Origin of the sequence: Mesorhizobium sp. (assembly GCF_004962925.1) — a bacterium.
Lineage (GTDB): Bacteria > Pseudomonadota > Alphaproteobacteria > Rhizobiales > Rhizobiaceae > Mesorhizobium.
This window is the reverse complement of record NZ_SUEO01000161.1, coordinates 1-14,878: the sequence shown is the minus strand read 5'-3', so window position 1 is coordinate 14,878 and position 14,878 is coordinate 1. Positions and strand designations below refer to the sequence as shown.

16 protein-coding genes are annotated in these 14,878 nt (G+C 62.7%); 14 read left to right on the top strand and 2 right to left on the bottom strand.

Annotation, left to right across the window (positions count from 1 at the left end; translation table 11 throughout):
* From E5W87_RS25715 to E5W87_RS25690, 6 genes are all read left to right on the top strand, one after another.
* Nucleotides 1-733 (top strand): ABC transporter substrate-binding protein (locus E5W87_RS25715; RefSeq protein ID WP_367118875.1); only part of this gene is annotated, 733 nt, incomplete at its 5' end.
* Between the two features lie 67 nt (nt 734-800).
* Entirely contained in the window at nt 801-1,727 is a 927-nt protein-coding gene (locus E5W87_RS25710) for a YVTN family beta-propeller repeat protein (RefSeq protein WP_292404037.1), read from the top strand.
* A gap of 46 nt (nt 1,728-1,773) precedes the next feature.
* Entirely contained in the window at nt 1,774-2,277 is a 504-nt protein-coding gene (locus E5W87_RS25705) for a hypothetical protein (RefSeq protein WP_292404028.1), read from the top strand.
* 107 nt (nt 2,278-2,384) lie between these two features.
* Entirely contained in the window at nt 2,385-3,173 is a 789-nt protein-coding gene (locus E5W87_RS25700; RefSeq protein ID WP_292404026.1) for an ATP-binding cassette domain-containing protein, read from the top strand.
* Between the two features lie 35 nt (nt 3,174-3,208).
* A complete protein-coding gene (locus E5W87_RS25695) occupies nt 3,209-4,045 on the top strand; it encodes an ABC transporter permease (protein ID WP_292404034.1) in 837 nt (278 codons plus the stop codon).
* Nucleotides 4,045-4,677, top strand: a complete 633-nt coding sequence (locus tag E5W87_RS25690; RefSeq protein WP_292404023.1) for a hypothetical protein — start codon at nt 4,045-4,047, stop codon at nt 4,675-4,677. The genes E5W87_RS25695 and E5W87_RS25690 overlap by 1 nt, the downstream gene beginning before the upstream one ends.
* A gap of 27 nt (nt 4,678-4,704) precedes the next feature.
* Here E5W87_RS25690 and E5W87_RS25685 read toward each other — a convergent pair whose 3' ends face one another.
* Together E5W87_RS25685 and E5W87_RS25680 are read right to left on the bottom strand one after the other, a co-directional pair.
* Nucleotides 4,705-4,905 carry a hypothetical protein gene (locus E5W87_RS25685; RefSeq protein ID WP_126105420.1) on the bottom strand — a complete coding sequence of 67 codons (201 nt, stop codon included), beginning with the start codon at nt 4,903-4,905 and terminating at the stop codon, nt 4,705-4,707.
* A 250-nt stretch (nt 4,906-5,155) separates the two neighbouring features.
* A complete protein-coding gene (locus E5W87_RS25680) occupies nt 5,156-6,097 on the bottom strand; it encodes a LysR family transcriptional regulator (protein ID WP_292404021.1) in 942 nt (313 codons plus the stop codon).
* A 122-nt stretch (nt 6,098-6,219) separates the two neighbouring features.
* Here E5W87_RS25680 and E5W87_RS25675 point away from each other — a divergent pair, with 122 nt between their 5' ends.
* The 8 genes from E5W87_RS25675 to rpe form a co-directional block, all read left to right on the top strand.
* Entirely contained in the window at nt 6,220-7,266 is a 1,047-nt protein-coding gene (locus E5W87_RS25675) for a class 1 fructose-bisphosphatase (RefSeq protein WP_292404018.1), read from the top strand.
* Between the two features lie 5 nt (nt 7,267-7,271).
* The gene (locus E5W87_RS25670; RefSeq protein WP_126105417.1) at nt 7,272-8,144 is read left to right on the top strand and encodes a phosphoribulokinase; all 873 of its coding nucleotides are present in this window, start codon (nt 7,272-7,274) and stop codon (nt 8,142-8,144) included.
* 10 nt (nt 8,145-8,154) lie between these two features.
* Entirely contained in the window at nt 8,155-10,161 is a 2,007-nt protein-coding gene (gene tkt, locus E5W87_RS25665; protein ID WP_292404013.1) for a transketolase, read from the top strand.
* Nucleotides 10,162-10,191: 30 nt separating this feature from the next.
* Nucleotides 10,192-11,271 carry a class II fructose-bisphosphate aldolase gene (gene fba, locus E5W87_RS25660; RefSeq protein WP_095489014.1) on the top strand — a complete coding sequence of 360 codons (1,080 nt, stop codon included), beginning with the start codon at nt 10,192-10,194 and terminating at the stop codon, nt 11,269-11,271.
* A 36-nt stretch (nt 11,272-11,307) separates the two neighbouring features.
* Entirely contained in the window at nt 11,308-12,786 is a 1,479-nt protein-coding gene (locus tag E5W87_RS25655; protein ID WP_292404031.1) for a ribulose-bisphosphate carboxylase large subunit, read from the top strand.
* Between the two features lie 18 nt (nt 12,787-12,804).
* A complete protein-coding gene (locus E5W87_RS25650; protein WP_292404010.1) occupies nt 12,805-13,239 on the top strand; it encodes a ribulose bisphosphate carboxylase small subunit in 435 nt (144 codons plus the stop codon).
* Between the two features lie 7 nt (nt 13,240-13,246).
* Nucleotides 13,247-14,185, top strand: coding sequence for a CbbX protein (gene cbbX, locus E5W87_RS25645; RefSeq protein WP_292404005.1), 939 nt, complete (start codon nt 13,247-13,249; stop codon nt 14,183-14,185).
* A 62-nt stretch (nt 14,186-14,247) separates the two neighbouring features.
* The coding region (gene rpe, locus E5W87_RS25640; protein WP_292404001.1) for a ribulose-phosphate 3-epimerase at nt 14,248-14,878 on the top strand (631 nt) is incomplete at its 3' end.

Here is a 14,878-nt window from a genome sequence, read left to right as displayed (position 1 = left end):
CGACGACAGTCTTCGCGAGGAGGAATGCCGCGCCAACATCTTCCACACCATCCCGACGCGCAGCATGCTGGCTGACGGGCTGGCGCAATATCTCATCTGGAAGCAATGGCGGCGCTGGGTGCTGATCTACGGCTCGCACGAGCGCGACCAGCTTTTTGCCGAGGCGCTGCGCCGGGCGGCGACGCGCTTCGGCGGTGAGATCGTCGGCGAAAAGGAATTCAAGGACACCGGCACGGCACGGCGGACCGACGTGGTGCTGGTTGCCGACGAAAGCGAGGTGTTCGGCACCTATGTTCCGTTCCGCACCTGGACTCCGCGGCCGGTCGCCGGCACCGCCGGCCTCACCCCGTCGGCCTGGCATCCGGCCAGCGAGCAATGGGGCGGCACCCAGATCCAGAACCGCTTCGCCAAGGCAAACGGCCGCCGCATGGTGTCGAAGGACATGGCGGCATGGACCGCGGTGCGCATTCTCGGCGAGGCGGCGACCCGCACCCAGGGCGCCGACCCGCGGAAGATGGCCGATTTCATCCGCTCTGACGATTTTTCGATTGCCGCCTTCAAGGGGCAGAAACTGACTTTCCGCAAGTGGAACCAGCAGTTGAGGCAGCCGATCTTCCTCGGCGACGGCCGATCGGTCGTCTCGACATCGCCGCAGGAAGGTTTTTTGCACCAGGTGTCGGAGCTCGATACGCTCGGGGTCGATGAGCCGGAAACAAAATGCGTGCTTAAATAGAACCAATTGGGAGGGAGTTTCAGTGCACAGAGGAGCTTACGCGCTCGCCATTCTGGCGACCGGCTTCATGGCCGGCCCGGCGTCGGCCTACATGGCCTATGTTTCCAACGAGAAAGACAACACGATGAGCGTCGTCGACACAGCGACGATGCAGGTGGTGAAGACCGTCAATGTCGGGCAGCGTCCGCGCGGCATCACCATCTCGCATGACGGCAAGCACGTCTATCTCTGCGCCAGCGACGATGATTCGATCGAGGTGATCGACACGGCAACCCTGGAGATCGTCGATACCTTGCCTTCCGGACCCGACCCGGAACTCTTCGTGTTGTCGCCTGACGGCAAGACGCTCTACGTCGCCAATGAGGACGACAATCTCGTCACCGTCATCGACATAGAGAGCAAGAAGGTGTTGTCTGAGATCCCGGTCGGCGTCGAACCGGAAGGCATGGGCGTCAGCCCGGACGGAAAGACCATGATCAACACGTCGGAAACGACGAACATGGCGCATTTCATCGATACGTCGACCCACGAGATCACCGACAACGTGCTGGTGGATGCGCGCCCGCGCTTCGTCGAGTTCACGCCCGACGGCAAGCAGGCCTGGGTGAGTGCCGAGATCGGGGGCACGGTTTCGGTAATCGACAATCAAACGCGCGAAGTTGTCCAGAAAATCACCTTCGAGGTTGCCGGCCTGAGGGCCGAATCCATCCAGCCGGTCGGTTTGCGCATCACCGCCGACGGCAAGAAAGCCTATGTGGCGCTCGGACCGGCCAACCGCGTCGCGGTGGTCAATACCGAGACATACGAGGTCGAGAAATACGTGCTGGTCGGCCAGCGCGTCTGGCAGCTCGCCTTCACCCCGGACCAGAAGACCATCATCTCGACCAACGGCGTCTCGAATGACATCACCTTCATCGACGTGGCAACCGACGAGCCCGTGCAGTCGGTGACCGTCGGCGCGCTGCCGTGGGGCGTCGTCGTCTCGCCCAATTGAACCAATGAATCAAACAGACAGAAAAACAGCATAAGGGCATGACATCATGCGGAAATTTCGGGTGCTCGCTTTCGCGGCGCTGGTGGGCATGGCACTGACGCAAGGCCAGGTCTTGGCGCAGGACAACGACGGCGATGACGACGACGCAGCCGCCGGTGCGGCCACCAAAACGGATGCCAGTCCCGAGGCCGAGAAGGCAACCCGGGCCAGCAAGGACGTGCCGGAACTTATCCTCGGCACCAAGGAAGACCAGTTCACCGCCAACCAGAAGGACTTCCAGCTGATCGCCGGCCAGGGCTATCGCTGGAAGATCACGGCGGCGGGCGGGCTGGAGTACAAGTTCCATACAGACCTGTTCCGCAATGTGTGGAACAACCAGATCGTCATCAACGACCTCGAGGTGCACATGAACGGCGCACCCGCATGGCTCGAATTCGACGCCGACGGCACCATCCAGGTACAGTTCACCACCGTGAGGCCCGGCATCTACACATGGTCGGTGCCCGACCTTGCCGACAGGGGCATGAAAGGCACGATCACGATCAAGTAGGGTCACCGGAAAGCAGGACCTGTGCGAGCGGGCCCGGTGCGCCAGACTGCCGGTGTGCCAGACTTCCGGTGTGCTAGACTATCGTCGACGACAGGGAGCGAGCCGGCGTGCAGCATGTGAGGACAAGCGGGTCAGGAGATGAGGGGGCGGCGCTCGATGTCGCCGGCGTCAGCCATTCCTATGGTCCGAAGCGGGCGCTCAACGACGTCTCATTCTCGATCGCGCCGGCGACGTTCACCGTTCTTCTCGGCCTCAACGGCGCCGGCAAGACAACGCTGTTCTCGCTGATCAGCCATCTCTACGACACGCGCCGCGGATCGATCCGCATCTTCGGCCATGACGTCAGCCGCGCTTCGGGCGAGGCGCTCAGGCGTGTCGGCATCGTGTTCCAGGCCCGCACGCTCGACCTCGACCTCAGCGTCCACCAGAACCTCTCCTACCATGCCGCGCTGCATGGCATCGGAGGACGCGAGGCGCGGCAGCGCATTGCCGCGCTGCTCGATATTGTCGACATGCCAGGCCGTCAGCATGACAAGGCACGCAGTCTTTCCGGTGGCCAAATGCGGCGCATCGAGATCGCCAGGGCGCTGCTCCACCGCCCTGCCCTGCTGCTGCTCGACGAGGCGACCGTCGGTCTCGACATCCAGTCGCGCGCCGGCATTCTCGCCACCATCCGCAAGCTCGTCGAAACCGAAGGCATTGGCGTGCTGTGGGCGACGCACCTGATCGACGAGGTTGAAGACGGCGACCATGTCGTCGTGCTGCGGCAGGGTGAACTGGTCGCCAGAGGCAAGGTGGCCGATGTCGTCAGGACGAGCGGCGCCAGTTCGATCCGCGACGCTTTTTCGAAGCTCAGCCGCATCGAGGCAGCCGGCACCGCGGAGATATCGCCATGAGTGCTCCCGCAATGCCCGAAAAAGTCGCAGGCGTCATGCCGGTGAGGTTCGAGAAATTCGGCCTCGGCAACTATCTCATTTGCCTCAAAGGCGTCGTCCTGCGGGAGTGCCTGCGCTTCCTGCACCAGCGCGAGCGCTTCATATCCTCGCTGGTTCGGCCGCTTATCTGGCTGTTCATCTTTGCCGCCGGATTTCGGCAGGTGCTCGGTGTATCGATCATCCCGCCCTACAAGACCTACGTGCTTTACGAGGTCTACATCACGCCTGGCCTGTGCGGCATGATCCTGCTGTTCTCGGGCATGCAGTCTTCGCTGTCGATGGTCTATGACCGCGAGATGGGCAACATGCGCACCTTGCTGGTCAGCCCCTTCCCGCGCTGGTTCCTGCTGGTGTCGAAGATGCTCGCCGGTGTCGCCGTATCGATCGCGCAGGTCTACGCGTTCCTGATCGTTGCCTGGTTCTGGGGCGTCAAGGCGCCGCCGCTCGGCTATCTCATGGTGCTGCCGGCGCTGTTCCTGTCGGGCATGATGCTTTGCGCGCTCGGCATGCTTTTGTCCTCGATGATCAAGCAGCTCGAAAACTTCGCCGGCATCATGAACTTCGTCATCTTTCCCGGCTATTTCGCCTCTCCGGCGCTCTACCCCCTGTGGCGCATCCAGGAGGCGAGCCCGCTGCTCTACAAAATCTGCCTCGCCAATCCGTTCACCTACGCCGTCGAACTGATCCGCTTCGCCTTTTACGGCCAGATTGACTGGCTGTCGCTGGGCGTCGTTGCCGGCTGCACGCTGCTGTTCCTTGCCGCCGCCATCATCGCCTACGACCCTTCGCGCGGCCTGATAAGCCGGAAACAGGACACGGGAGGAAATGCCTGATGGCACGAATGAGTCTTGTTCGCAGCCTGGCTGTGGCTGCCATGCTCGCGCCGAGCATGAACGCTAGGGCGGCGGCGAACAACGATCCGGACTGGCCCTGCATACAGCGCAAGGTGCCGCAGCTCTCGCTCGGCCAGATCTGGAACGGGCCGGAGCTTCCCCCAGCGGCGAAGGACCTGTCGAAAGACCCTGCCGTCTCCGCCCTGGTCGAGGAGGTGGCAGCCCGCAGGATGCCGATTGCCGAAGCCCAAAAGAAGATCAAGGATTTCGCCGCCTCGTTGCCGGCCGAGCAGCTTGCGCCGAAAATGGCGATGCTGGTGCAAGGCATGTTCGATCACATGGACACCGAGCGTTCGCACGTGATCTCAGGCATTTCCCGTTACGCCCACAAGCAGCTCGAGATGGCCGCCGCCTTGCGCAAGGAAGCGTCCGACGTCGATGCGTTGCGGGCAAAGCCCGATGCGGATCCCGACGAGGTCGAACGGCGAACCGAACAGCTGAAATTCGCAACGCGAATTTTCAACGAACGCGTCCAATCGCTGACTTACGTCTGTGACGTGCCGACGATAATCGAGCAGCGGCTATATCAACTGTCCAAGGTCGTTTCGGAAACGCTCGCCGCGAAGAAGTAGAACCTCATTCGATCTTCGCGGCGGATCTCACGATTCCCGGCCGGGCAGCACGCGCCAGCGCCGCACGAAATAACCGGGATGCGTCTCGATCCACTGGGCCACCAGCGGCTGCGCCTGCATGAAGGCGGTCCCGGGATTCATAGCCAGGCCGTCCACCATCTGTTCGCGTTGTTCACAGGTCTGCGGCACATCCGTCAGGCAGACCATCATAACGAGCGTGTAAAGCATTACCCCTTGTCCCCATCGAATTCCCGAACCCCATGCCCGGGAGGTTTCCGAAATACCGACCAGTCTGCAGGGGTTGCACATACAGATCGCTTACGGGTGGAAAGGACGTGGCCCCTGTTCTTTCGCACTGCAACATAACATATCGCTTATCTAACGCCAACGGTCGTCGGGCGTTCTCCACTCCCTTCTCGGAGCTATCTCGCGATCTCTGGCGTTTGGTCTGTCGGTCGTTCGGGTCGCCCGTCCAAGGTCATCCCGCTCTGGCATGCGGATAGAGCTTGCCGAACAGGGGCAGGTACATCGCGCCCTTGCGCATCAGGAAATCGTGGAATGTCGCCATGGCCGGCGAGATCGCGTGATCGCTGCGCATCACCGAAAACCATTGCCGGCGGATCGGCATGCCGACAACGTCGAGGATGACCAGCCGGCCAGCTTCGGTTTCCGCGGCGATGGTGTGGGCAGAGATGAAGGCGATGCCGAGCCCGGCCATCACCGCTTGCTTGATGGTTTCGTTCGAGCCCATCTCGACGCCGAGATCGTCGATGCGCCCGGGCACGTCGCTCAGGAATATTTCCAGCGAGATACGCGTGCCGGAGCCGGGCTCGCGAATGAGGAAGTGCTCTTCGGCGATCCGCTCCTTGGATATCTCGCGCGCCGAAGCCAGCGGGTGGTCGGGCGGCGCAATGATGACCAGCGGGTGGTCCCCGAAGACCGAAGCACGCACCGGGACTTCCTTCGCCGGGCGTCCCATCAGTGCGATGTCGATGTCGTGGTTCTTCAGCCTGTCGATCGTTTCGGCGCGGTTGCCGATGGCAAGCCGCATGTCGATGTCGGGATGTTCCTTCATGAAGCCGGCCATGAGCCGCGGCGCGAAATATTTGGCGGTGGAAACGACGCCGAGCCTCAAGCTGCCGATGCGCACGCCCTTGATCGCATCCATCTTGTCTTCGAGCAGGCGAAGCCGCTCTTCGATGGCCTGCGCCGTCTCGACGAAAGCCAGGCCTGCGGCAGTGGGACGCATGCCGTCCGACGTCCGGTCGAACAAGGCAAGCTGGAACTCCTCCTCCACTTGCCGCAACTGGATTGTCACCGCTGGAGGAGACAGGCCTAACACCTTGGCTGCGCTGACGATTTTCCCGTGGCTGATGATTGCCTGGACGGTCTTGAATTGCTTGAGCGTGAGGTTTCTCATATGCCATACTAAATTTTTTTTACTACGGAAGTAAAGTTATTGAATTTTACTTATCCGATGCCGTTTGTTCTCATTTCCCAATCCGGCCGATCCGAGGAGATGCGGCTGGATGGGAGGTCACGATGCCAGCGGCAACGCTCGACGCTTTTCTGAATTCCTATCTCGGCCCACCGGACGAGTTGCGCTCGGCAGTCGTGGCAACCATCCGCCAGCTGACGCAGGCCGCCACCCAGATCCGCAACACCATCAATCAAGGCGTGCTCGGCACCGCCTTTGCCGGGACCCGCGGCGCCAATGCCGACGGCGACATCCAGAAGGATCTCGACATCTTCGCCGACGACATCTTCCTCGACGCCATGCGCCACGCTCCGGTAGCGCTCTACGCCTCCGAGGAACTGGAGCAGCCGGTCCTGCTCGACAGCAAAGCACCTCTCGCCATCGCCATCGACCCGCTCGACGGCTCCTCCAACATCGACACCAATGTGTCGATCGGAACGATCTTCTCGCTCCTCCCTGTGACTGGCGCGCCGGATGAGAATCCGGCCGCCTCTTTTTTGCAGGCAGGCGTGAACCAGCTGGGGGCCGGCTTCTTCATCTACGGGCCACAGCTGGCGCTGGTTCTGTCGCTCGGCAGCGGCACGCATGTCTTCGTTCTCTCGACCAGGCTCGGCACCTTCGTCCAGGCCTACGAAAGCCGGATCATCCCGCAGCGCACCCAGGAATTCGCCATCAACGCCGCTAACTACCGGCATTGGGACGAGGCGGTGCGGCTCTACATCGACGATTGCCTCGAAGGTATCGAAGGCCCACGAGAGAAGGAGTTCAACATGCGCTGGATCGCCTCCCTGGTCGCCGACTGCTACCGCATATTGATGCGCGGCGGTGTATTCCTGTATCCCGGCGACAAGCGCAAGGGTTATCGCCAGGGCCGGCTGCGCCTCGTCTATGAGGCTAACCCGATCGCCTATCTCATCGAACAGGCGGCCGGTGCCGCCACCGATACGATCACCCGCATCCTCGAAATCGAACCCGAGAGCCTGCATCAGCGCGTGCCCGTGGTGTTCGGATCGGCGCGGGAAGTCGCGCGCATCACCCGCTATCACACCGAACCCAGCGCCATCGGCGAGCGTGCGCCGCTGTTCAGCCGCCGCGGCCTGTTCAGGGCCTGAGCACCATGTCGGCAAAGCACCCCATCATCACCATCACCGGGTCGTCGGGCGCAGGCACCACCTCGGTCAAGCGCATCTTCGATCTGATCTTCCGGCGCGAGAATATCGAGGCCGCTTTCATCGAAGGCGATGCCTTTCACCGCTACGATCGCGCCACGATGAAGACAAAGGTGGCCGAGGAAGAGAAGGCGGGCAATCCGAACTTCACCCACTTCAATGCCGAGGCCAACGAACTCGCAATCCTCGAAGAGGTGTTTGAGGAATATGGCCGCCGGGGAACCGGAAAGACCCGCACCTACATCCATGACGAGGACGAGGAGAAGCAATACGGCACGCCGCCGGGACATTTTACCGAATGGCGCGAATTCCCACCGAGTGACCTGCTCTTCTACGAGGGCCTGCATGGCTGCGTCGTCACCGACAAGATCAACCTAGCCAAGCACGCGGACCTTAGGATCGGTGTGGTGCCGGTCATAAATCTCGAATGGATCCAGAAGATCCACCGCGACCGCGCAACGCGCGGCTATTCCACCGAGGCGGTGATGGACGTGATCCTGCGCCGCATGCCGGACTACGTCCGCTACATCGTCCCGCAATTCTCGCAGACCGCCATCAACTTCCAGCGCGTGCCGATCGTCGACACGTCCAACCCATTCATCGCGCGCTGGATTCCGACGCCTGACGAATCGATGCTGGTCATCCGCTTCGCCAATCCCCGCGGCATCGATTTCCCCTACCTGCTTTCGATGATCCACGACTCGTTCATGTCGCGGCCGAATTCCATCGTGGTGCCAGGCAACAAGCTCGATCTTGCCATGCAGCTGATCCTGACGCCGCTGATCCTGCAATTGATCGAACGCAAGAACCGTGTGTCGTGAGGAGGACGCCATGAACAGCCAAGCCGCAGCATTGAAGCCCGTCGCCGCCGTCTCGGAGCGCGACATGGCGAACGCCATTCGCGCACTGGCGATGGACAGCGTCCAAAAGGCCAATTCCGGCCATCCGGGCATGCCGATGGGCATGGCCGATGTCGCAACGGTACTGTTCAGCCGCTTCATCAACATCGATCCGTCGGCGCCCAACTGGCCCGATCGCGACCGCTTCGTGCTTTCGGCCGGGCACGGCTCGATGCTGCAATATGCGCTGCATTACCTGCTCGGCTTTGAAGACATGCCGATCGAGGAATTGCAGCGGTTTCGCCAGCTGGGCAGCCGCACCGCCGGACATCCGGAATATGGCCATGCGCTCGGCATCGAGACGACGACCGGTCCGCTTGGACAAGGCATTTCGACCGCCGTCGGCATGGCCCTGGCGGAGCGCATGCTCGCTGCCCGCCACAGCGCCGACCTCGTCGACCATTTCACCTACGTGATCGCTGGCGACGGCTGCCTGCAGGAAGGCATCAGCCACGAGGCGATCGACCTTGCCGGTCACCTGAAGCTCTCCCGGCTGATCGTCTTCTGGGACGACAATGCGATCTCGATCGACGGACCGACGTCGCTGTCGACATCGATGGACCAGCCGGCACGGTTCAAAGCCGCTGGATGGCACGTCCAATCGGTGGACGGCCACGATATTGAAGCCGTCGCTGCGGCAATCGAAACAGCACAGCAGTCGGACCGGCCGTCCCTGATCGCCTGCCGCACGGTGATCGGCAAGGGCGCGCCCAATCTTGGCGGGTCGGAGAAAACGCATGGCGCGCCGCTGGGCGATGCAGAGATCGCCGCGACACGCGAAAACATTGGCTGGACCCACGCGCCGTTCGAGGTGCCGGACGACATCCTTTTCACTTGGCGCGAAATTGCCGATCGCGGGCAAGCGGCGCGCCACGCCTGGGAGCAGCGGCTTGCCGCCTCGCCGCGGCGCCAGGCCTTTGAGAGCGCGGTCGCCGGCAACCTGCCCGACGCGGTCTTCGAAGCGCTCGGCGCGTTCCGCAAGGAGCATGTCGAGAAGGCAACCAAGGTTGCAACGCGAAAAGCCTCCGAAATGGCGCTCGGCGCAATCAATGCCGCAACCGACCTGACCGTCGGCGGCTCCGCCGATCTGACGCATTCCAACCTGACGATCACCAAGGGCATGGATCGCATAGCGCCTGATGACTATGCCGGCCGCTACATCCACTACGGCATCCGCGAGCACGGCATGGCCGCGGCCATGAACGGCATCGCACTGCATGGCGGCTTCGTGCCTTATGGCGGCACGTTCCTGTGCTTCGCCGACTATGCGCGCGGTGCGATGCGGCTCTCGGCGCTCATGGACCAGCGCGTCATCTATGTGATGACGCATGATTCCATCGGTCTCGGCGAGGACGGCCCGACCCACCAGCCGGTCGAGCACCTGGCGATGCTGCGGGCCACGCCGAACCTCAACGTCTTCCGTCCGGCCGACATCATCGAAACGGCGGAGTGCTGGGAGCTGGCGCTGAAGAGCGAGAACCGACCGAGCGTGCTGGTGCTCTCGCGCCAGAACCTGCCGATGCTGCGCCAGGCACATAGCGACGAGAACCGGACCAGCCAGGGCGCCTACGTCCTGCGCGAGCCAGCCGAGCACCGCGCCGTGACGCTGATCGCCACCGGCTCGGAGGTCGAGATCGCGGTTGCCGCCGCCGAACGGCTGGAGACCGAGCACGGCGTCGCCGCCGCGGTTGTCTCGATGCCGTGCTGGGAACTATTCGAGGAACAGGATGCAGACTACCGGAAGTCCGTCCTCGGCTCGGCGCCGCGCATTGCCGTCGAAGCCGCGGCACGGCTCGGCTGGGACCGCTGGATCGGCGACACCGGCGCTTTCGTCGGCATGGCCGGTTTCGGCGCCAGCGCCCCTGCCCCGGATCTCTATCGGCATTTCGACATCACGCCCGAAGCCGTCGCCGCAGCGGCGCTGAAGCTCATCATCTAGCCCAACTTCCGCAGCTAAGAGGACCCGACAATGGCCCGTATCACCCTTCGCCAGCTTCTCGACCATGCCGCCGAACATGGCTACGGCGTTCCGGCATTCAACATCAACAACATGGAACAAGGCCTCGCCATCATGGAGGCGGCCAAGGCCTGCGACGCGCCGGTCATCATCCAGGCCTCACGCGGCGCCCGCTCCTATGCCAACGACATCATGCTGGCCAAGATGATGGAGGCGTTGACCGAAATGCATCCGGCCATTCCGCTATGCATCCATCAGGATCACGGCAACAACGAAGCCACCTGCCTTTCGGCGATCCGCCACGGCTTCACCTCGGTGATGATGGACGGCTCGCTGATGGCGGACGCCAAGACGCCGGCGAGCTACGATTACAACGTCGCAATCACCGAACGTGTCGCCCGCATGGCGCATTGGGTCGGCGCTTCCGTCGAAGGTGAGCTCGGCGTGCTCGGCTCGCTGGAAACCGGCCAGGGCGAGGCCGAGGACGGCCATGGCGCCGAAGGTGCGCTTTCCCACGACCAGCTTTTGACCGATCCCGATCAGGCGGTCGACTTCGTCACCGCCACCCAGGTCGACGCGCTGGCGATCGCCTGCGGCACCTCGCACGGCGCCTACAAATTCAGCCGCAAGCCGGACGGCGGCATCCTCGCCATGCAGGTGATCGAGGCGATCCACGAAAAGCTGCCCAACACGCATCTGGTCATGCATGGCTCTTCCTCCGTGCCGCAGGAACTGCAGGACATCATCAACAAATATGGCGGCGAGATGCCCCAGACCTTTGGCGTCCCGGTCGAGGAGATCGAGCGCGGCATCCGCTACGGCGTGCGCAAGGTCAACATTGATACCGATTGCCGTATGGCCATGGCCGGGCAGTTCCGCCGCGTCGCCACGGAGGACCCGCGCGAATTCGATCCGCGCAAATTCCTGAAACCCGCCATGGACGCCTTGCGCGACCTTTGCCGCGATCGCTTCGAACGCTTCGGCACCGCGGGCAACGCCTCGAAGATCAGGGTTATCGCCATGGACGAGATGGCGAAACGTTATGCCGCGGGAAAGCTCGACCCGCAAATCGCAACCGCGAAAGCCGCCTGAGCGGCAAACAGGAGACCTGTCATGAACAAGATCGACATGCCATCAGCAGGCACGCTCAAGGAAGGCAAGGAACGCTACAAGTCGGGCGTCATCCCCTACAAGAAGATGGGCTACTGGGAGCCGGACTACCGGCCCAAGGAGACCGATCTGATCGCCATGTTTCGGATCACGCCGCAGCCCGGCGTCGACCACGAGGAGGCGGCCGCCGCCATCGCCGGTGAATCCTCGACCGCGACATGGACCGTGGTGTGGACCGACAGGCTGACCGCCTGCGAACTCTACCGCGCCAAGGCGTTCAGATCCGAGCCGGTGCCGAACACAGGTCCCGGCACCAAGACCGAGCAGCAGTACTTCGCCTACATCGCCTACGACCTCGACCTGTTCGAGCCGGGCTCGATCGCCAACCTGACTGCATCGATCATCGGCAACGTGTTCGGCTTCAAGGCGGTCAAGGCCTTGCGGCTCGAGGATATGCGCGTCCCGGTGGCTTACCTCAAAACCTTCCAGGGCCCGGCGACCGGCATCGTGGTGGAACGCGAGCGGCTCGACAAGTTCGGGCGGCCGCTGCTCGGCGCGACGACGAAGCCGAAGCTTGGCCTGTCAGGCCGCAACTACGGCCGCGTCGTCTACGAGGCGCTGAAGGGTGGCCTCGACTTCGTCAAGGACGACGAGAACATCAACTCGCAGCCCTTCATGCACTGGCGCGACCGCTTCCTCTACTGCATGGAGGCTGTGAACAAGGCGTCGGCCGCCACCGGCGAAGTCAAGGGCCATTATCTCAACGTCACCGCCGGCACGATGGAGGAGATGTACGAGCGCGCCGAATTCGCAAAACAGCTTGGCTCCTGCATCGTCATGATCGACCTCGTCATCGGCTACACGGCGATCCAGTCGATGGCCAAGTGGGCACGCCGCAACGACATGATCCTGCACCTGCACCGCGCCGGCAACTCGACCTATTCGCGCCAGAAGAACCACGGCATGAATTTTCGCGTCATCTGCAAATGGATGCGGATGGCCGGCGTCGATCACATCCATGCCGGCACGGTGGTCGGCAAGCTGGAAGGCGACCCGCTGATGATCAAGGGGTTTTATGACACGCTGCGCGAGGAGCGCATGCCGCAGAACCTCGAAACCGGGCTGTTCTTCGATCAGGACTGGGCCTCGCTCAACAAGGTGATGCCCGTCGCCTCGGGCGGCATCCATGCCGGCCAGATGCACCAGCTGATCCATTATCTCGGCGAGGACGTCATCCTGCAGTTCGGCGGCGGCACGATCGGCCATCCGGACGGCATCCAGGCCGGCGCGACGGCCAATCGCGTCGCGTTGGAGGCGATGATCCTCGCCCGCAACGAGGGCCGCGACTATCTGCGCGAAGGGACCAAAATCCTCGAACAGGCGGCCAGATGGTGCACGCCGCTGAAGGCGGCCCTGGAGACCTGGAAGGACGTCACCTTCAACTACGAATCGACCGACACGGCCGACTTCGTGCCAACCGCAACGCCCAGCTTCTAGACGAAAGGAACCGTCGCCATGATGACCAATCCGGGAAACAAGGTCACGCAGGGACAGTTTTCGTTCCTGCCCGACCTGACCGATGAGCAGATTTCGGCGCAGATCAAATACGCGCTGAAAAACCACTGGGCTGTCAGCGTCGAGTACACGGACGATCCGCATCCGCGAAACACCTATTGGGAAATGTACGGCAACCCGATGTTCGACCTGAAGGACCCGGCGGGCATCCTGCTTGAAATCAACAATTGCCGCAAAGCCATGCCCAACATGTATGTCCGGGTCACCGCCTTCGATTCGACCAAGGGCTGGGAAGCGCCGCGCATGTCGTTCATCGTCAACCGGCCGCCCAACGAACCGGGGTTCCGGCTGCTGCGCCAGGAGCGCGACGGCCGCAGCCAGGGCTATTCGATCGTGCCTTATGCGACCGACAGGCCCGAAGGCGAACGGAGCTAGCCGAACCATGCTGGACGCCATAGCAAAGGGCGCTGCCGCGCAGGACGAATCGGTCGATCTGCAGGCCGAGTTCGAGGCGTCCAACATCGATGAGGTGATGGACAAGCTCGACCGCGAACTCGTTGGCCTGAAGCCCATCAAGACCCGCATCCGCGAGATCGCGGCGCTGCTCCTGGTCGACCGGCTTCGCCGCAGGTTCGGGCTGACCTCGGGCGCGCCGACGCTGCACATGAACTTTACCGGAAATCCCGGCACCGGAAAGACCACCGTGGCGCTGAGGATGGCCGAAATCCTGCATCGTCTCGGCTATGTCCGCGAAGGCCACATGGTCGCGGTGACGCGAGACGATCTCGTCGGCCAGTATGTGGGTCACACCGCGCCCAAGACCCGCGAAGTGATCAAGCGCGCCATGGGCGGGGTGCTTTTCATCGACGAGGCCTACTATCTCTACAAACCCGAGAACGAACGCGACTACGGCCAGGAATCGATCGAAATCCTGCTGCAATGCATGGAAAACAACCGTGACGATCTGGTTGTGATTCTTGCCGGCTACAAGAACAAGATGGACCGCTTCTTCGACAGCAATCCCGGCATGCGCTCGCGCATCGCCCACCACCTCGATTTTCCCGACTACGGCGTCGGCGAGCTCAAATCGATCGCCGAGATCATGCTGGCGGAACAGAATTACCGTCTCAGCGAGGCGGCGGCCAAGGCGCTCGAAGAGTATCTCCCGATCCGCATGCGGCTGCCGCATTTCTCCAACGCCCGCTCGGTCCGCAATGGGCTCGACCGGGCGCGGCTTCGCCAGGCCAACCGGCTTTTTGCGTCGCGCGACCGGGCGTTGACGAAAACCGACCTTATCACCATTGAGGAATCCGATATTCGCGGCAGCCGCGTGTTCGCGGAAGGTAAGCTCGAAGGCGAGCCGGAGACGAAGGCGCGCTGACAAGATGACGCCGGTTGGTGTGCAGCGACAGGAAACGGAAGACAGGATGGGAGCCGACGACCATGGGTACTAAGACAATCATTGCGCCCTCGGTGCTTTCTGCGGACTTCTCGCGGCTCGGCGACGAGGTCGAGACGGTTGTCCGGGCGGGTGCCGACTGGATCCATCTCGACGTGATGGATGGCCATTTCGTGCCCAACATCACCTTCGGTCCGCCGGTGATCAAGGCGATCCGTGACCGAACGGACAAGATCTTCGACTGCCACCTGATGATCGCGCCGGCCGACGCCTATCTCGCCGCCTTCGCCGATGCCGGCTGCGACATCATCACCGTGCACGCCGAGGCCGGGCCGCACCTAGACCGTTCGCTGCAGGCAATCAGGAATCTCGGCAAGAAGGCCGGCGTGTCGCTGAACCCGTCGACGCCGGAAAGCGTCATCGAATATGTCCTCGACCGGCTCGATCTGGTGCTTCTGATGACCGTCAATCCGGGCTTCGGCGGCCAGGCTTTCATTCCGGCGGTCATCGACAAGGTCAGGCGGGTCAAGGCACTGATCGGCAACCGCCCGATCGACATCGAGATCGACGGCGGCGTCACGCCCGAGACCGCTCCGCTGGTCACCGCCGCCGGCGCCAGCGTGCTGGTCGCCGGTGCGGCGATCTTCAAGGGCGGCAGCGTCGAAGCCTATCGGG